Annotated in this window: 16 protein-coding genes and 1 pseudogene; 2 read left to right on the forward strand and 15 right to left on the reverse strand. The window is 42.9% G+C overall.

What is annotated here, in order from left to right; genetic code table 11:
- Positions 1-184: 184 nt before the first annotated feature.
- The 8 genes and pseudogenes from dtd to HMPREF9703_RS06030 all read right to left on the reverse strand — a co-directional run bounded on the left by dtd (position 185) and on the right by HMPREF9703_RS06030 (position 8,510).
- Positions 185-637, reverse strand: coding sequence for a D-aminoacyl-tRNA deacylase (gene dtd, locus HMPREF9703_RS05995; RefSeq protein ID WP_004636403.1), 453 nt, complete (start codon positions 635-637; stop codon positions 185-187).
- 50 nt (positions 638-687) lie between these two features.
- A pseudogene (locus HMPREF9703_RS06000) lies at positions 688-2,879 on the reverse strand (RelA/SpoT family protein).
- Between the two features lie 99 nt (positions 2,880-2,978).
- Positions 2,979-3,650, reverse strand: coding sequence for a deoxyribose-phosphate aldolase (gene deoC / locus HMPREF9703_RS06005; protein WP_004636406.1), 672 nt, complete (start codon positions 3,648-3,650; stop codon positions 2,979-2,981).
- Positions 3,650-4,591, reverse strand: coding sequence for a 50S ribosomal protein L11 methyltransferase (gene prmA / locus HMPREF9703_RS06010; RefSeq protein WP_256998280.1), 942 nt, complete (start codon positions 4,589-4,591; stop codon positions 3,650-3,652). Before prmA ends, deoC begins: the two co-directional genes overlap by 1 nt.
- 4 nt (positions 4,592-4,595) lie before the next feature.
- Positions 4,596-5,147, reverse strand: a complete 552-nt coding sequence (locus tag HMPREF9703_RS06015) for a DUF3013 family protein (protein ID WP_004636408.1) — start codon at positions 5,145-5,147, stop codon at positions 4,596-4,598.
- A gap of 131 nt (positions 5,148-5,278) precedes the next feature.
- Complete coding sequence (locus HMPREF9703_RS06020) at positions 5,279-6,331, reverse strand: SDR family NAD(P)-dependent oxidoreductase (protein ID WP_004636409.1); 1,053 nt, start codon at positions 6,329-6,331, stop codon at positions 5,279-5,281.
- Positions 6,332-6,350: 19 nt separating this feature from the next.
- Complete coding sequence (locus HMPREF9703_RS06025) at positions 6,351-7,523, reverse strand: nucleotide sugar dehydrogenase (protein WP_004636410.1); 1,173 nt, start codon at positions 7,521-7,523, stop codon at positions 6,351-6,353.
- Positions 7,524-7,544: 21 nt separating this feature from the next.
- Complete coding sequence (locus HMPREF9703_RS06030; protein WP_004636411.1) at positions 7,545-8,510, reverse strand: LCP family glycopolymer transferase; 966 nt, start codon at positions 8,508-8,510, stop codon at positions 7,545-7,547.
- A gap of 250 nt (positions 8,511-8,760) precedes the next feature.
- On the opposite strand from HMPREF9703_RS06030, the gene HMPREF9703_RS06035 reads away from it, so the two are divergent.
- Positions 8,761-9,855 carry a glycosyltransferase family 4 protein gene (locus HMPREF9703_RS06035; RefSeq protein ID WP_004636412.1) on the forward strand — a complete coding sequence of 365 codons (1,095 nt, stop codon included), beginning with the start codon at positions 8,761-8,763 and terminating at the stop codon, positions 9,853-9,855.
- Positions 9,856-9,908: 53 nt separating this feature from the next.
- Here HMPREF9703_RS06035 and HMPREF9703_RS06040 read toward each other — a convergent pair whose 3' ends face one another.
- The 4 genes from HMPREF9703_RS06040 to HMPREF9703_RS06055 are packed head-to-tail and all read right to left on the reverse strand — an operon-like array spanning position 9,909 to position 14,440.
- Positions 9,909-11,288: a sugar transferase gene (locus HMPREF9703_RS06040; protein WP_004636413.1), complete on the reverse strand. Its 1,380-nt coding sequence runs from the start codon at positions 11,286-11,288 to the stop codon at positions 9,909-9,911.
- Complete coding sequence (wecB, locus tag HMPREF9703_RS06045; RefSeq protein ID WP_004636414.1) at positions 11,281-12,429, reverse strand: non-hydrolyzing UDP-N-acetylglucosamine 2-epimerase; 1,149 nt, start codon at positions 12,427-12,429, stop codon at positions 11,281-11,283. The genes HMPREF9703_RS06040 and wecB overlap by 8 nt, the downstream gene beginning before the upstream one ends.
- 12 nt (positions 12,430-12,441) lie before the next feature.
- Positions 12,442-13,362 (reverse strand): glycosyltransferase family 2 protein, encoded by a 921-nt coding sequence (locus tag HMPREF9703_RS06050; protein ID WP_004636415.1) that lies wholly within the window; start codon positions 13,360-13,362, stop codon positions 12,442-12,444.
- A 22-nt stretch (positions 13,363-13,384) separates the two neighbouring features.
- Complete coding sequence (locus HMPREF9703_RS06055) at positions 13,385-14,440, reverse strand: glycosyltransferase family 2 protein (RefSeq protein WP_004636416.1); 1,056 nt, start codon at positions 14,438-14,440, stop codon at positions 13,385-13,387.
- Between the two features lie 122 nt (positions 14,441-14,562).
- Between HMPREF9703_RS06055 and galE the strand changes: the two genes are divergently transcribed.
- Positions 14,563-15,579: a UDP-glucose 4-epimerase GalE gene (gene galE, locus HMPREF9703_RS06060; RefSeq protein WP_004636417.1), complete on the forward strand. Its 1,017-nt coding sequence runs from the start codon at positions 14,563-14,565 to the stop codon at positions 15,577-15,579.
- Positions 15,580-15,652: 73 nt separating this feature from the next.
- Here the strand turns inward: galE and HMPREF9703_RS06065 are convergent, their stop codons facing one another.
- From HMPREF9703_RS06065 to map, 3 genes are all read right to left on the reverse strand, one after another.
- Positions 15,653-15,994: a hypothetical protein gene (locus tag HMPREF9703_RS06065; RefSeq protein WP_004636418.1), complete on the reverse strand. Its 342-nt coding sequence runs from the start codon at positions 15,992-15,994 to the stop codon at positions 15,653-15,655.
- Positions 15,995-16,373: 379 nt separating this feature from the next.
- Positions 16,374-17,219, reverse strand: coding sequence for a YihY/virulence factor BrkB family protein (locus HMPREF9703_RS06070; protein WP_004636419.1), 846 nt, complete (start codon positions 17,217-17,219; stop codon positions 16,374-16,376).
- 125 nt (positions 17,220-17,344) lie between these two features.
- Positions 17,345-18,100, reverse strand: a complete 756-nt coding sequence (gene map / locus HMPREF9703_RS06075; protein WP_040376989.1) for a type I methionyl aminopeptidase — start codon at positions 18,098-18,100, stop codon at positions 17,345-17,347.
- Positions 18,101-18,254 lie beyond the last annotated feature (154 nt).

Below are 18,254 nucleotides of genomic sequence, written 5' to 3' on the forward strand. Positions count from 1 at the left end.
ATTATCTTATTTTTGAAATCTTTTTCAATACCTACTTTTAGTATTACTGTTTAGCTTGAAATTCTAGAATCAGCGAATTGTTGTGGTGAATTCTTCTAGCTGAGCAAGACCCTTATTTCTTTTTATCCAATCCAAAAACAGCTCATCCACGGTGAAGCAGACAAGCTGTTAGTCGTTCATTTATTTAAAAATCTTTGGCCTGTGAGTCAATGATGATGGTGACAGGGCCGTCATTGGTGAGGTCAACTGCCATATCAGCGCCGAATTCTCCGGTTGCGACGGTTAAGCCTTCCTTGCGCAAGCGGTCGTTCAAGGCGTCGTATAATTGTTCGGCATGATCGGGGTCCCCGGCTCGTGTGAAGCTGGGGCGGTTGCCTTTTCGCGTGGAGGCATGCAAGGTGAATTGGGAAATCGATAAAATCTCGCCCCCGACTTGATCGAGCGAATGATTCATCTTCCCTGCTTCATCTTCGAAGATACGCATACCAGCTATTTTTCGCGTTAAGTAATCGACATCCTCCATCGTATCGGCATCTTCCACGCCAACTAAGATAACAAAGCCGCGGTTAATCTGGCCGGTCACCTCACCGTTAATCGTCACGCTGGCTTGAGAGACACGTTGTAGTACAATTCGCATGTTATCATCCTTCTGAATTCTTCTTGTAGTATGAGTTCTTGTGTTGTTGCTTAAGTGGCTAAGCGTTTAACAGAATAGACGTCAGGGACTTTCTTAATCTTGTCGACAAGTATTTTAAGATCTTGTAGATTATTGATACCAACTTTGACTTTAATAACAACGATCTCTTCATCGTTCACTTGACCAACCACATTGCGTAAGGTGTCGGTTTGAGTATTGATGACTTGGAGCACGTCATTCAGCAAGCCAGTTCGGTCATAGCCGGTAATCTGTAACTCGCTATCGTAGACTTTTTCACTTGACTTCGTGTTCTCCCATTCGACTTCGATCAGACGCTCACCCGTTGTCTTGTCATCCTTGACATTGGCACAGTCGCGACGGTGAACCGAAATTCCCCGACCACGCGTGACGTAGCCGACAATATCATCCCCAGGCACAGGGTTACAGCACTTGCTGAGTCGTAGCAGTAAGTTGTCAGCTCCTTGCACGATCACTCCATCCTCGTGCCGGATTTTCATCTTCTCAGGCTCTTTATTCAACTGCGCAGTGTTCGTATCAGCTGTCTTCTGGCGTTCTTGCTCTCGCTTGCGTCGATCCTCTTCCGTCAGACGCGCTACTACTGTTGCTCCTTTAATCTCACCGAATCCTAGCGCGGCATACAAGTCTTGTTCATTCTTATAGTTAAAGCGCTCGGCTAGAGCATGCATCCGGTCTTTATCATCGAGAAAGTCTTTAGGCGTGAAGTCCAGTCGCTCAAGGTGCTCTTGCATCAGCTCGCGTCCTTCTGCTGCGTCTTGAAGAAATGCTTAATGCGATTTTTCGCCTTGGAGGTATTCACATACTTCAACCAGTCTCGACTTGGACCGAAAGAACTGCTGGAGGTTAACATCTCTACAATATCGCCGTTTTTCAGCTTATAGTTCAGTGGGACGATTTTACCGTTAACTTTAGCACCGGTCGATTGATTGCCGACTTCAGTATGGACATGATAAGCGAAGTCCAGTGTGCTGGAATCGCGAGGCAGTTCCATGACATCCCCTTTTGGACTGAAGACGTAGACTTTATCCTTGAAGATATCTTGCTTGATCGAGTCCATGAAGTCACTGGCAGTATTGGATTCAGTCTGCAACTCGATAATATCACGGAACCAGGAGATATGTTGGTCCATCTCATCGGTGGGTGCTTTGGTTGTAATACCTTCCTTATAAGCCCAGTGTGCCGCTACCCCGTACTCAGCAATCTCATGCATCTTAAAGGTACGGATCTGGACTTCTAGCGGTGTTGCATCCGGTCCTAGCACGGTGGTGTGCAGTGACTGGTACATGTTCGCTTTCGGCATGGCGATGTAGTCCTTGAAGCGCCCTGGCATCGGCTTCCACTTGGTGTGAATCGCTCCGAGCACGCCGTAGCAGTCTTTAATCGATGGCACAATCACTCGTAGCGCCAGTAAGTCATAGATTTCGCTGAATTGCTTCTTCTGATTACGCATTTTTTTGTAAATCGAAAAGATATGCTTAGGGCGCCCGGTAATATCGGCTTCAATATCAAGTTCGTCGACGGCTTCTTGGATGGTAGCCTTCGCATTCTCAATATAGCGCTCGCGATCTTCTCGGCGCGAGTTCATCATATGCACGATTCGGTAATATTGCTGGGAGTTCGTGTAGCGTAAGGAGATATCCTCTAGCTCCCATTTAATGCGGCTAATTCCGAGTCGATCCGCTAGTGGGGCATAGATTTCCATCGTCTCCGTTGCGATATCGACTTGCTTTTCTTTGCGGTGATAACTCAGAGTCCGCATGTTATGTAAGCGGTCGGCTAGTTTCACCAAGACAACGCGTACGTCTTGAGCCATCGCAATTAACATTTTGCGGTGATTTTCGGCTTGGTGTTCTTTTTTGGATTTGAATTTGAATTTTCCTAACTTGGTCACGCCATCGACTAGATCTGCCACTTCTGGGTTGAATAGCTCAGCGATATCAGCGTACGTATATTCGGTATCTTCTACAACGTCGTGTAAGAAGCCCGTTGCGACAGTAACCGGATCCATTCTTAGTTCGGCTAAGATCGCCGCGACTTGCACCGGGTGAGAGATAAATTGTTCGCCCGACTTTCGCATCTGTCCGGCATGTGCTTTCTCAGCTAAGTCATATGCACGCTTCACAAAGGTCACATGTTCACTGCTCATATACGTTAAGCATAGAGCGATAACTTCTTGGGGAGTATAATTTTTCTTCACAGACATCTGTTTCACCTTCTTATTGGATGTTCTTAAGGGAATAACCAGCACTGCGATTAGTGCTGGTTATTGTTGTTCTTATTATAAAGCTTTTGCGCTATATGATCAATATTCGCCTGAGTCAGCTGTTTGACCACTGACGATCTTGACACCACTGGAAGCTCCAATCCGAGTTGCACCCGCTTCAATCATCGCTTGGGCATCTTCAGCACTGCGAACGCCACCGGATGCTTTTACACCCATCTCTGGACCAACCGTGCTACGCATTAATTTGACGTCTTCCACAGTTGCACCACCACCTGAGAAGCCTGTCGATGTTTTAACAAAATCAGCTCCTGCTTGTTTAGCAATCTCACACGCACGAATTTTTTCGTATTTTGTCAGTAGTGATGTTTCGATGATCACTTTTACGATCGCTTTGCCTTGAACAGCTTGGACGACCCCTTTAATGTCACGAGCAACAGTTCGGTAATCTTCACTCTTCAAGCGGCCAATGTTAATGACCATATCCACTTCAGTCGCGCCTTGTTCGACAGCTAACTTCGCTTCTTGGGCTTTTGCTTCCATCGCATTAGCTCCGAGGGGGAAGCCGATGACCGTACAGATTTCTACATCTGATCCGTGCAAGAAGTCTCGACAATATTCGACCCAAGTTGGGTTCACACAGACGGACTTGAAGTGATGTTCTTTAGCTTCTAGACAGATTTTTTGGATGTCTAATTCCGTGGCGTCTGGTTTTAGTGCAGTATGATCAATGTATTGTGCTAAGTTCTTCATTATTTTAACTCCTTTTCTTTAGTCGTAAGCGGTTTGCGGGCGAGGATGCCGATCCAATCCGTCATCTGGTTCATCTGTTCGACAATAAAGCCGACTCGTTCTAGTTCAGCAATAACAGCTTCTTTCTTACTGTCGATAATGCCGGATGTGATAAAAGTTCCACCGGGCTTCAGCAAGCGATAAGCATCGGCCGTTAAGGGGATAATGATGTCCGCCAAAATATTGGCGACAATCATATCGGTTTCATGAGTAATATTGTCCAGCGATTGATTAACCGCCACGTTGATCTGGTCGGACTGGTTATTCAGGGCAATATTTTCGGCAGCGACTCTAGTGGCCACCGCATCGATATCATAAGCATAAATATCTCCCGCACCCATATAAGCAGCAGCAATACTTAAGACACCTGAGCCAGTTCCCACATCAAGCAAGGTCTCGCCACCACGCATCGTCGTCTCTAGCAGTTGGAGAGCAAGTTGCGTGGTCGGATGCGTTCCCGTTCCAAAGGCTTGCCCCGGATCGAGCTTCAAGACTATTTCATCCGAATGATGAGGCTCATACGCCTGCCACTGCGGAACAATGGTGAGGAAGCGAGTCAATGCTACGGGATGATAATACTTCTTCCACGTGTCTGCCCAGTCTTCTTCATCAATCGTTGCATACTGAACCGTAAAGTTGCTAGTATTCAGACCATAATCATGGTAGGTTGCCAGCTGATCTTCAATATGCTGCTTCAAGTGCTCAGCATTGTCCACATCATAAAAATAACTCTTGACAATAATACGATCAGTGAGATACTTAGGATCATCACGATCCAACAACTCTTCATATTGATACTCCGGCAAGTCCATCAAGTCATGTTGATTGACGATTGAGACTCCTGCCGAGCCCAGTTCGATCAATAAGTTCGCCACAGCTTCTTCTGCATCACTATGAATCATTACACTAAATTCGCTCCACACCGTCAACCGCATTGCCCCCCGTAAATTTATTAATAAGCGATGGTTCTACCTCGAAGTGCATAAATAACCGCTCATCATTGAATCGTTCTGCTTCTTTCATCGTCTGAATAGCTTGTTGGAGATTGCGCTCACCCCAACGCAATTCAAACGTGTTAATGGTACTATCAGCCAGGAATTCATCTAATTCTGTTTTACCATTGGATGCTACTCGAATCAAATGCTTCAAAGTGGCTTGTACGCGTCCTTTTTCAATCCCTAGTTCATGATCGAAGTTGATAGTAGCCAGATAGTTTTCATTCTGGATATCGGAAATCACTGAATCATAGAAGGCGATCACATCTTCGAACTGAATATACTTCTCTCCGTTAATCTCGCCTCGAATATCTTGTACGTGAATATCTTCGGTTATTTCAACACGAAAGGTGAGGTATAACTCCACAATTCGCTTCTTCGAATGATTAATTACTTTCCATCTAAAAAATGGATGGATTTCTTTTAATTGTTCTGCTATATATTGCGCCAAGTCTCTGTTCATCGCACGCCCTCCTGTTCTCATTGTATCACAATTTCTATCATTCTGCATATATTTTGTATCAACTTTTGTCTCACCCTTCCTTAGTATTTGTCCCCAAATAAAAACTACCTCCGAGAGGTAGTTTGATATATTTAGTGATAGTTGTTGACAAAAGATAATAAGATTTTTTTCAATTGATCTGGTGGACTAGTAGTGAGTTGTTCGATGAAGTCCATTAACTCTTCTAGGGGTAGAGTGATATTCTGGCCAATAAATAACCCCTCTACTATTTGTTCTTTCACGAATTCATCAGCTGTTAAATAAACTTCTTCTAGTCGCTCACCGGGGCGAATGCCTGTTTCTACAATCTTGATTGACTCTCCGGCAGCCTTCTGGTCAATAAGCGCTCGGGCTAAGTCAATAATTTTCACCGGTGTCCCCATATCGGAGACGAACAAATCTGCTTGATCCGAAAAGGAGAGAGCTTTCAGTATAAGTTGAGCAGCTTCTCGCACCGTCATGAAGTAACGCAGCATCCGGCGATCAGTTATTGTAACGGGGCCGCCTGCTTCGATCTGAGTAAGGAAACGAGGGATAACTGATCCATTCGACTGCAAGACATTACCGAAGCGAACGGCCAAATAAGGATAACCCGTCTGTTCACGGAAGGCAGAGACGAGCAATTCAGCTACACGCTTAGTCGCTCCCATAATCCCAACCGGCTGAACGGCCTTATCCGTTGACACGAGAACAAACGAGCGTATTTCCTGATCAGTAGCCACTTCCAGTAAATTTAAAGTACCACAAATATTGTTCGTCACCGCTTCATCAGGTTGGCTTTCCATCAAGGGGACATGCTTATAAGCCGCAACATGACAGATAATATCTGGCTGATACGCTTGACAAATTGCGATCATACGTGCTTTGTCTCGCACATCAGCAATGAGGGGGACGAGCGTTGTCTCTGACTCCAGCGACTGCAATGCTTGGTGAAGACAGTAAATCCCATGTTCACTATGATCTAGCAACAAGAGGCAATCCGGGTCCAATCTTAGTAACTGTCGGCATAATTCTGATCCAATCGATCCTGCTGCTCCAGTAATGAGCACTGTTTTCCCGACAATTGATGGACGCACTTGTTCCGGATGAAAAAGCTGTTCCTCACGCCTAATTAATGCCTCAATCGCCAATACCGATGCATCCACCCTGCTCATCCTCCCTCAATTAATTGTTGTGATATAAATCTCTTGTATACACTTTTTCCGCAACATCTGCCAACTCTGGTGTCATCCGATTCGTAATAATGACATCGCTCTGTTCTTTAAACTGTGCCAAGTCCTTGATAACCTCTGAATGATAAAAGTGTTCCGCATCCAAAGCTGGTTCATAGACCACACACGGGATACCTTTTGCCTTAATTCGCTTCATCACACCTTGAATGGCTGATTGACGGAAATTATCAGAATCCGATTTCATTGTTAGACGGTAGACACCAACTGTTTGTGGTTTTTTCGCTAAAACTTGTTCTGCTACAAAATCTTTGCGTGTTCGGTTCGCATCGACAATGGCCCGAATAATATTGTTCGGGACATCCGCATAGTTAGCTAATAATTGCTTCGTATCCTTAGGTAAACAGTAACCGCCATACCCAAACGAAGGATTGTTGTAATGATCGCCAATCCGTGGATCTAGTCCAACTCCATCAATAATAGACTTGGTATCTAAGCCACGTGTTTCGGCATAAGAGTCCAATTCGTTAAAGTAAGCCACACGTAAGGCTAAGAAGGTATTGGAGAACAGTTTCACCGCTTCTGCTTCAGTCGAATCCATAAATAAGGTCTCAATTTCAGTTGCTTCAGCGCCTTCTTTCAATAACTCCGCAAATTGTTCTGCCCGTTCGGATACCTCACCGATAATAATACGGCTTGGATATAAATTATCATAGAGCGCACGACCTTCGCGCAAGAATTCAGGCGAGAAGATAATATTATTGGTATTATACTTTGCACGGATATCTTTGGTATAACCGACAGGAACGGTTGATTTTATAATAATTGTTGCATCTGGCGCATGTTCGAGAACGTCTTCAATCACCCGTTCGACGGCAGATGTATCGAAATAATTCGTCTGTTCATCATAATTTGTCGGAGCTGCGACCACGACAAACTCAGGCGACTCCTCATATGCTTTGGCAATATCTGATGTTGCTTCTAAGTTCAATTCTTTCTCTGCCAAGTAGGTTTCGATATCATGATCTACAATAGGCGACTTGCCGGCATTGATTAATTCCACTTTTTCTTCGATAATTTCTAATGCTTTAACTTGGTTGTGTTGGGCCAGTAATACGGCATTCGATAAGCCCACATATCCCATCCCAACAACTGTAATTCGACTCATAATTAATCCTCTCTTCTCTCGTTATGATAATTCTAATTCGCCACGTAATAATTGTTGTACGCGGTTCAGTTCAGCTTCCGGAATGACTTCATAATAAATATTATCGATCGTTACCCCTTCACCGTTCAGCTGTTCTTCAATCACTGAATCAGCCACATTGCGATAGTTCTGGAAAAACGTCATTAACTGTTCAAACGATAAATTCGTGGTGACCGCTTGTTCCAATGTACCTAAAAGTGGTCGGTAGTTAATTAGCGAATCGATGCTTCCAACTGCGTTTAACGTCGCTAAGACGACTTCTCGCTGACGCGCTTGCCGGCCATAATCACCGCGCGGATCATCTTGACGATTGCGCACATAGGCAAGAGCTCCCGCCCCATCAACGATCAGCGTCTGCCCCGCAATAAATTGATAGCCATCCTGATACACATCAATGGAAGGTGTCAGCTGAATGCCACCAATTGCATCGATTAACTGTTGCAGACCGGCCATATCAACGGTTATGTAATAATCTATCGGGACATTCAAGAGGGACTGAACAGCATTAACGGCTGCTCCTGCCCCACCATACGCATAGGCATGATTTAGCTTGTCTTCATAACCTACTTCATTGATGTAGACTCGCGTGTCACGTGGAATACTCAAGATAGTGGTTTGATTATTATGCGGATTAACCGATGACAGCATGATCGTATCTGATCGTCCTTGATCCGTCCGCTCAAAATCTCCTGAATCAATTCCCAAGAGTAAGACGGAAAATGGATCGCCCGCCGTCAAGTTCACCGGTTGCTGGCGCAAATTTTCTTGGCTAATCGTTTGTTGGAAGCCGTTGAAGGCAGAGCGAATATCATTGTAGAAGAACACACCAAGCACGGCTAGCACAACTAAAATAATCACAAAAGCACCTAAACACCCAGCGCAGCATCCACAGCCACAACCGCGTCTTCGTCTCGGTTCTTGTCTAAATCGCTGGTTCTTTTCTTCCATATAATCACCTATTCTTTAATTCTTTACTTTTTCATCATTCGTCATTAAACGACTACTACCGCCAATTTTATCATAAGTAGTCCCTATTTTCCATGTTCGTCTTTCCTCCGTCATATCACGAGCGACCATCTTGCTAAAAATAAACGATATTCTTCAAAAAATCATCATTTTTAAACTACCTTGTTCAAAATATGTTATAATAAAGTTACGTATTAGAGACGTTTTATTAGCAAGGTATAAGGATGGTTTTATGTATAATTTTTTTGAAGTTTTATTGGCGTGTATGGCGACAATGTTCTTAACATTAGTTACCACACCCATCTTGCGTTACTTCGCCAAAAAAATCCAAACGCACTCACTCGACTATCACGATGGAGAAGTCATTCATAAAGAAACATCCGTCGCAACAATGGGAGGACTCGCTATTTATGCAAGTTTTTTCCTCACCCTGTATTTTTTAGTGGATATACCGAGCGAGATTATTCATCCAATTTTTCTTTCCACCACTATTATTGTGCTGACTGGTGTGATTGATGATTGGCTCGTTATATCGCCGTTGATGAAAAGTTTGGGGATTGTTATCGGAGCGACAGTTTTTTATTTATATAGTGATTTTGCCTTAAATTTCATTACATTGCCTATGGTGGGAGAAGTTCACTTCGGGCCGTTTAGTTATCTGTTGACAATGATTTGGTTGCTTGGCTTTGCCAACTCGATGAACTTAATTGATGGCTTAGATGGGTTGGCAAGTGGGATTTCGATTATTTCCTTGACAACAATGGGAATTATTGGCTTTTTCTTCTTAGCGATCGAACAAGTTAGTCTATCCGTCATGATTTTTATATTAGTCGCAGCGATTATGGGCTTTTGGCCATATAATTTCTTCCCAGCTACGATTTTCTTAGGCGATACCGGTGCGCTATTTTTAGGTTTCATGATTGGTATCTTTTCGCTCGCTGGCTTGAAGAACGCAACCTTTGTAGCCTTGATTTTGCCTATTGTGATTTTAGGAATTCCGTTTACGGATACGATCTATGCCATTATTCGGCGAAAGCTAAATAATCAATCCTTCAAATCACGCGATCTTGGCCATATTCACTACCGGTTTATTTTTCTTGGTATGTCGCATCGCCAAGCAGTTGTAGCCCTCTACTTACTTTCGGGCATCTTCTCAATTGTCGCTTTGCTCTTGAATTTTTCATCATTTATCGGAGCTATTCTGCTCATTTTCGGTATTCTCATTAGTTTAGAATTATTCGTTGAGCTAATTGGCTTAATGGGGGAGACCAAACCTTTGCTTAACAGCTTAAAATGGCTGATGAATAACTTTAACCGCTATGATTAAAAAAGCGAGAAAAAACGAGTATCACTCAACTATCAAGTGATACTCGTTTTTTGTTATTTATAAATATCGATCGAGTCTGGGAGTGTGTCTCCCCATTCACTCGCTTCGTCGACTCCTTTTGAGGAAACTTTATCAAATAAAATTTTAATCGTTTGAAGCAAAATCTGGATGTCGAACAAAAGTGAATAATTCTTAATATAGACCAGATCGAACTTTAATTTTGCCTGGAAATCAGTCGAATATTTCCCGTAAACTTGTGCGTAACCTGTAATACCTGCTCGCACATTATGACGCAACTCATAATACGGATTCTCTTCCTTGAACTGTTCAACGAAGAACGGGCGCTCTGGACGTGGACCAACAAGTGACATGTCACCACGCAAAACATTAATCAATTGCGGTAACTCATCGATTCGAAGTGAGCGCAAATACTTACCAACTGTTGTCACTCGCGAGTCATTCGCTTGCGCTAAGACCGGACCAGAATCCTTCTCGGCGGTAGCACTCATCGTACGGAATTTCAAAATAGAAAACTCTCGCTGATCAAGCGTTATCCGTGTTTGTTTATAAAAAACAGGCCCCTTCGATGTTGCTTTAATCAGCAAGGCAGTTACTAACATAATCGGCGAAGCCAAAATAAGTAATATCACTGAAATCAAAATATCGCCGGCACGCTTGAGCAGATCATCTTCTGGACTAATATGAAACATCGACAATTCCAAGATACTCTCATCTTCAATCGTCATCACATTCGCTGACACCATCTTCAATGTCTCGAAAGTTGTTGGTAAGAAGAGCTTCTTGTCGTGCATCAGTGCTAATCGGTACAGATCACCGGTCAATTCCGGTCGACTATTATCGACTAAATAGATAATATCAATCGACTCAATTAGCTGTTCAATATGCTCTTGCACATGTCCCGTAATCACCGCTTCGATAACGTGACGGTTGTTCTTAGCCATCGCGAAGTTCTGCACCACTTGTCGGCACTGCTCCTCATCCCCGATAACCACGACTTTCTTACTACCAGATAGCTTCAAATACAGTTTAAAAATAACAATCCGCCAAAGTGACAAAATAATCGTACTTGTAATCAAGCTAATTAAAATGACCGTTCGCGGGAAAGTAAATAATCGCCCAAAGAACGTCATCGCCATAATAAGCACCGACATAATAAGTTGAATAATAAGAGTCAGTAAAATCAAATCCGTCTTGCGCTTATTATACATCACATAGATCCCGAGCAAAATATTCAACACAATAAAGGAAATAAAAATATAGATTCGTGTTTTCTCATATGCCAAGTAATTATACGGCAAATCGCCTTGATAGCGTAAGAAAAAAGCTAAATAAATACTAACATGATACAATAATACATCTGAGATTAGAATAATCATCTTCTTCGTTCGGTCAAATCCACCAGTATTACTCATCATACCCCTCCTGACGATTCTTATCTTGGAAAAATTCTCGTAACACGGCAACAATGCGTTCACTCGCATGGCCATCCCCATATGGATTCTTGGCCTGAGCCATCCGTTCATAACTTGCTCTATCAGTTAATAGTTGCTTCGTCTCAGCATAAACGGTCTCAGGATGAGTCCCGACCAACTTCAACGTCCCTGCTTCGATTCCTTCCGGGCGCTCAGTCGTATCGCGCAATACAAGAACAGGAATATCTAAGGCGGGCGCTTCTTCCTGCAAGCCGCCTGAATCGGTTAAGATAACCGTTGCCTTAGCCATCAGTTGATGAAACACTTCTACCGATAAAGGCTCACATAAGTGGACGTGTTCATTGTCCGCCAGATGTTCCGCCACCAATTCTTGCACATTCGGATTCAGATGAACGGGCATAATCACATTTAACTCATCGAACTCAGCGGTTAACCGATTAATTACCGTAAACACCTGCTGCATCGGTTGACCAAAATTTTCACGCCGATGCATCGTCAGTAAAATAACCGGTTTATCTTCATCTTTAGGGACTAACTCCAAGACAGGGTGCGACTGCTGCATCTCCTTGGTATAAGCCAGTGCATCAATCGCCGTATTCCCTGTCACTGTAATGGCATCAACTGGTTTATTCTCTTGCAATAAATTAGCTTGCGCTTGCTTAGTCGGCGCAAAATATAGATCGGCAATATTATCAATCATTTGGCGATTCACTTCTTCTGGGAACGGGAAGGACTTATCATACGTCCGCAAGCCTGCCTCTACATGAGCAACTGGAATCTTTTGGTAGTAGGCTGCTAACGCTGCTGAAAAACTTGTCGTCGTATCACCATGAACTAGGATCATATCGCAAGCTTCTTTAATAAAAATCTCCTCTAATCCTTTCAACACATCTGCTGTGATATGTGACAGTGACTGATTCGGCTTCATAATGTCCAAATCATAATCTGGCTCAATATCAAATACATCAAGCACTTGATCCAACATCTCTCGGTGTTGGGCCGATACAATGACGACAACTTCAAATTCAGCGGGAAATTGCTTTAATGTATGAATAACCGGCGCCATCTTAATAGCTTCCGGTCGTGTCCCGAAGACAACACCAATTTTTTTCCTTACCATCGACTCACTCCTCTATAACCAGCGCTGTTTTAGACGACGAACATCTAACAACAACCGGTCCACTAATGTTATTTCCTTAAACTCTCGTAATTCTTGCCGTCTCTCTGCTGGTACCTCGAGCTGTTCTAAGCCACTATAGATCGACAGCATCTGGCGTTTGACAAATTTTCGTTCAGCTGGCTGTTCTAAGTCATGATACAGCTCGGTCATCCGATGTAAGATCTCCCTGTATGACTCGAAGGAGCGCAACTTCTGTAGGTTCGAACGATCTGTCATAGTTGAAGCTAAACGATAACGTCGCTGATACAAGGCTTGATTCACATAAACCATTGACTCAACTAATGTAAACAACTTCAAAGTAAACCACTCATCTTCATGAATAATCCCCTCTGGAAAGCGCACGTTTCCCTCTGTTAACACCGCTCGCTTCGTCATATACAGACAGGGTGAAGGATGATACGACTTCCGCAAGACTGACCATAACTGCTTGCCCGTATACAGCACCTCTTCTTCCAACACATGGCTAAAATTATACTGATTAACAGCCATATCTGGAAGAAGGTGTTGTTGGATGACATCGGCGTTGAAGCGCACTAAATCGGCTTGATCACGTTCAGCTGCCGCCACCAATACTTGAACCGCTTCGGGCACTATGAGATCATCTGCATCAACAAATAATATGTACTTCCCTGTCGCTTGTGCCAATCCTTCATTGCGGACCGCGCCTTGTTTTTTATTTTCTTGATTCAATATTAAGTGGAAGTCACCCGGATGCTGCTTCAGTAAATAGGGCGTGGTATCCGTTGAGCCATCATCAATGACAATGAGCTCAATCGACTCGTAGGTCTGGCTCATAATCGATGCCAAACACTCCTCCACATACCGCTCTACATTATAGGTCGGAATAATCACCGATACAACCGGTTCACTCATTGCGTTCCCTCCTCTTACCTCTTTAACTTAACCATTGTCGCACTGTATAAAATATAGCAGCCGACCCGCGTTCAACGGCTAACCGTCCCTTCATCAGTCGCAGTGCCCATCGATAATGACCGGCCAATAACGCACGCATTAACTGCCGACGAAACACATTGGTCTCTTGAGACGCAAATGATCGATCAATATAACGGCTAACTTGTTCCTGAGCCATAACTGCTTGTAGACGCTGGGCTTGCTCACCCACACTTAACGGACAATCTGAATGAGACAAATTGACAACTTCCAAATAAACAGCCTGCCAATACGCTTCTTGAATAAGCGGTCGGAACCGATCCGACATCCCCCAGCTATCTATCAAACAGTCTAACTTCTGCGCAATCTGACTTTCTAACTCAAATCGCTTCGCACGAAAGCGTCGAATCGCTGATCCAGGATGCTTGACGTAATGATAATAGACTTGACGATTCACCCCGATTGAGGACACTTCCGCTAACACATCAAGGTTGAAGAGCGCATCTTGTCCCACCACTTGATCCGTAAACTGAGCCCCAATCTCCGCTAAAAATTCTCGCTTATATAGCTTATTCCACAACGCATAAGGTGAATTATAATAGTAATTTCCAAAATGATCTCGCACCATCTCGGTAGTTGTTAAATTCGGAAAAGCAGGCAGGCGCACTTCATTCAAATGAGGTGAACCAGCAATTGCGACCTCATAGCCAAAAACTAACAAATCAGTCGGTTTCACTAGTAACTGCGCTCGGTTGTCCTCAATCAAGGTAGGTTCCAAATAATCATCCGGATCAGCGAAATAAATATACTCGCCTTTAGCTTGGGCAAGTCCTGCATTACGCGCCATCCCGGAGCCTAGATTTTCTTGATGAATCACGTGAATCATCTGATCTGAATATTGGGCCTGAAACTGATCGCATATTCTCCCAGACTGATCCGTCGACCCATCATCTACCAAGATTAACTCCCACGCCTGCGATGATTGCGCCAGCACCGACTGAAGTGCTCTATGTAAATGTTCCTCCACATTATAGACCGGCATAATAATTGAAATAAACACGACCTTCCCTCCCATCTTGTCTATTTTAACATAAATCACGAGGCAATTCTTCCTTAATATTATGGTTTTCCCCGGTTTTAATGCTATAATGAACAAAACACCTCCAAAGAAAGGATTATATTATGAGTATTTTAGTCACTGGTGGAGCTGGTTATATCGGCTCCCATACTGTTGTTGAATTATTGAATAAAAATTATGAAGTCATCATTGTGGACGACTTCTCGAATGCGCATCCAGAAGTACTTGACCGAATTGAAACCATTGCTGGCAAGCGTCCAATCTTTTATGAAGTTGATATTAACAACCGAACTGAATTAAAAAAAGTATTCGACAAACATGATGATCTACAAGCGGTCATTCATTTTGCCGGTTATAAGGCTGTGGGAGAATCAGTCGCTCACCCCTTAATGTATTATCGCAATAACCTGTTAGGAACCATCGTCTTGATGGAACTGATGGATGAATACCAAGTCAAAAAGCTTGTTTTCAGCTCAAGTGCAACCGTCTATGGCATGCACAATGAAGCACCCTTCACAGAAGATATGCCACTATCGACAACCAATCCATATGGGTCAACGAAGCTCTTTATCGAACAGTTTATCGAAGATCAGTATACGGCCGATAATGAATGGTCGGCGGCAAACTTACGCTACTTTAATCCGATTGGTGCGCATCCAAGTGGTCAGATGGGCGAAGATCCGTCCGCCACACCAAATAACTTGATGCCTTACATTACCCAAGTCGCAGTGGGCAAACGTGAGCAACTGCAAGTATTCGGTGATGATTACGAGACCCCAGACGGAACGGGTGTCAGAGACTACATCCACGTCGTTGATCTGGCTCTCGGTCACTTGAAGGCACTCGAATATGTCTTAGATTCAACCGGTGCACAGGCATTCAACTTAGGAACCGGTGAAGGCTACTCTGTTCTTGACTTAGTAAAAACGTTCCAAGATGTTAATCAAGTAGATGTGCCTTACAGCATTGCACCGCGTCGTCCCGGCGATATTGCCACAAGTTACGCCGACGTAACGAAGGCAAAAGACGTATTGAATTGGTCAGCTCAACTCAGCATTAAAGACATGTGTCGCGATGCTTGGAACTGGCAGAAAAATAACCCCGAAGGCTATACCGATTAATATATTCAAAACCCCAGCCCGATTGAGCAATTAACTGCTCAATCGGGCTGGGAAATTTAAAATTTCAATACCTTTATTTTATAAGGCCTGCGCGTTTTCTGGTTATAAATACATCAATGACACCTACAATAAGAGCAATCGAACCACTGTAAGCAAATCCTAACCAACCAATGATGTATAAGAATATATATATCATTAACGATCTATAAAAATCATATTTCGTTAACTGATAAAAATCTACCCAATGAAACCATGCCTTCGCAATTAAACCTAGTACGATAAACAAAAAGATAACATGTCCTGCTGTAAAAAGGTAAGGAAATTCCGCTCCAAATCCGCTAATTACATTCATACTTGTAAACATGGACAAACTCATCGCTAAAACACCGGTAACGCCAGTATAATAACAATACATTATGTGATCCCTCCATTATCTATACTGTCTTATTACATCAATCACTCTATTACAGAGTCAACCGGAGGCCATCCCCAATTGAAATAAAATAAAAACCCTTACAAATTAATACTAACAAAAATTATAGCTATAGAGCAAGTATTTAACCAAAAATACGAAAATGCCTTAATATCCAATATGACATCTATTTCACATATCACGCTTACCAAACAAATAGCTTTTTCCAGCAATGTCGTCATCCTTTCTTTTGATGTTGTCCTTTCATTATATATATTACATTTTTAAGGCTTGTTGTGATAGGAATTGTTAGCACTAAAAAAGCTCTCTATTTATGGATAGAGAGCGACTTTCACGATGATTATTATTTCTAGAGCAGTTATCAATCAATAATCGATAAGGTTTGGAGAAGTTTGATGAAGCGACTATTATCGCCTTTTACTTCAATCTCACCCTGTTGTTCGATTAAGTACGCATTCAGCATGCCGCCAATCAGCACCATCATATTCACCTTCTGCAGAACAGAGAGAATAATTAAGAAACCGCCCAGCAAGGTGACCAGAATCGACCCCGGAGGAATGTAGGCCAAGACTAATAAGTAAATAATACTAGCAATGAAAATTGAACCGGTCGCTAAGAGTGCTCCCGGGATCACTTGACGCCAAGATTGATGCGCATTCGGTCCAAAACGGTACAAGAAGCACCACGTAAAGAATGTCGCTAGTAACAAAATAATTCCACGTAATATACCAGTTAATTGACATACATAAATGACCATCCCCACTGCTCCAAACCAGCCTAACAAGACGAGTAAGAATACAAAGGCATATAGTCGCGTCACAATAATATGGCGACGACTCGGCACACCATACGCGTCATTCAAGCCCATAATAAGTGAATTCATCATCATACTAATCGTCCAAACCGATGATATAAAGGCAATCAAATAAATACCAAATGTGGAATTATCATAAATCACTTGAAAATCAACCACTAATCGCTCAGCAATTTGTTCTGGCAACACTAACCGTGAAAGTTCAAAGAATCGATCCAAGTTCAACTGGTGAAATTTCACAGCATTCATCACCCCCACAATCAGTGGAAATAATGTAAACAGCATATAGTATGTAATAAACGTTGAATATTGCCACACATGACTGGCTTTTACTCGATCTTTTAGTTCTATTAGCCACTGATATTTCAATAAATCAAGCACACGATCAATCATCGCACGCCCCCCTTTCCAAACCCATCTGATGTATTTCTTCCCATCATTCATTCTAATAGAAAATTAGCAATAACAGAAGACCTAGACGGTACATTATTCGCCTAGGTCCCTGAACAAAAATTATCTTATTCGCCTTTTTGTTTTGTCAAAATTTGTGGACCATCCTCAGTAATCGCCAAGGTATGTTCATATTGACAACTATAGCCACCATCAATTGTCCGTGCAGTCCACCCGTTATCATCCATCTTCGACTTCCACGCACCGGTATTAATCATTGGTTCAATCGTAATCACCATACCCGGCTTCAGACGCTTTCCTCTCCCCGCAGTACCGTAATGAGGAATACTTGGTGATTCATGCAACGTCGGTCCAATACCGTGTCCGACAAACTCACGAACAACCGAATAGCCCTTAGGTTCCACGAATGCTTGAATAGCCGCACCAATATCGCCAATTCGATTACCTGGCTGAGCTGCTTCAATTCCAACGTAGAGCGCTTCTCGCGTCACCTCCATCAAGTGACGTACTTCTTCTGACACTTCACCGACCGCATAACTCCAGCATGAATCCGACAAGGCTCCTTCATAGTTGATGACCATATCGACCTTCACTAAGTCGCCTTCTTCCAGTGGCTCTTTCCGTGGAAAACCGTGACAAATTTCATCATTAATCGTCACACACGTCGCATATTCATAGCCTTGATAACCTTTTTGTTCGGCTTCTGCTCCTTTTTCATCAATTATATTTTCTACGAATTGATCAATCTCAAGTCCCGTTACACCTGGTTTGATAAAATCACGTAACCGCTCATGAATCTCAGCCAAGATACTCCCGGACTGATTCATACTTTCGATTTCTCGCTTCGACTTCAACGTAATCATTTCATCATCCTTCCCTTCATCAATCTTACTCATTATATCAGAAATCCCCTATACATCGCGAATATTAGACCTAATATTATATAAGAAGCTCCTTAAATATCTTATCCTTCCCTTCATTGCTTATAAAAAAACTACTTCAGATAAATTATCCAAA

This window comes from Dolosigranulum pigrum ATCC 51524 (assembly GCF_000245815.1).
In the GTDB taxonomy this organism is placed as follows: Bacteria; Bacillota; Bacilli; order Lactobacillales; family Carnobacteriaceae_A; genus Dolosigranulum; species Dolosigranulum pigrum.

Bases quoted from the DNA above. Each gene is read 5' to 3' on its own strand.
- dtd (WP_004636403.1), bottom strand. From the start codon at position 637: ATGCGAATTGTACTACAACGTGTCTCTCAAGCCAGCGTGACGATTAAC.
- wecB (WP_004636414.1), bottom strand. From the start codon at position 12,429: ATGGTAAGGAAAAAAATTGGTGTTGTCTTCGGGACACGACCGGAAGCT.
- prmA (WP_256998280.1), bottom strand. From the start codon at position 4,591: ATGATTCATAGTGATGCAGAAGAAGCTGTGGCGAACTTATTGATCGAA.
- HMPREF9703_RS06030 (WP_004636411.1), bottom strand. From the start codon at position 8,510: ATGGAAGAAAAGAACCAGCGATTTAGACAAGAACCGAGACGAAGACGC.
- HMPREF9703_RS06065 (WP_004636418.1), bottom strand. From the start codon at position 15,994: ATGTATTGTTATTATACTGGCGTTACCGGTGTTTTAGCGATGAGTTTG.
- deoC (WP_004636406.1), bottom strand. From the start codon at position 3,650: ATGAAGAACTTAGCACAATACATTGATCATACTGCACTAAAACCAGAC.
- HMPREF9703_RS06015 (WP_004636408.1), bottom strand. From the start codon at position 5,147: ATGAACAGAGACTTGGCGCAATATATAGCAGAACAATTAAAAGAAATC.
- HMPREF9703_RS06035 (WP_004636412.1), top strand. From the start codon at position 8,761: ATGTATAATTTTTTTGAAGTTTTATTGGCGTGTATGGCGACAATGTTC.
- HMPREF9703_RS06040 (WP_004636413.1), bottom strand. From the start codon at position 11,288: ATGAGTAATACTGGTGGATTTGACCGAACGAAGAAGATGATTATTCTA.
- map (WP_040376989.1), bottom strand. From the start codon at position 18,100: ATGATTACGTTGAAGTCGAAGCGAGAAATCGAAAGTATGAATCAGTCC.
- galE (WP_004636417.1), top strand. From the start codon at position 14,563: ATGAGTATTTTAGTCACTGGTGGAGCTGGTTATATCGGCTCCCATACT.
- HMPREF9703_RS06070 (WP_004636419.1), bottom strand. From the start codon at position 17,219: ATGATTGATCGTGTGCTTGATTTATTGAAATATCAGTGGCTAATAGAA.
- HMPREF9703_RS06025 (WP_004636410.1), bottom strand. From the start codon at position 7,523: ATGAGTCGAATTACAGTTGTTGGGATGGGATATGTGGGCTTATCGAAT.
- HMPREF9703_RS06050 (WP_004636415.1), bottom strand. From the start codon at position 13,362: ATGAGTGAACCGGTTGTATCGGTGATTATTCCGACCTATAATGTAGAG.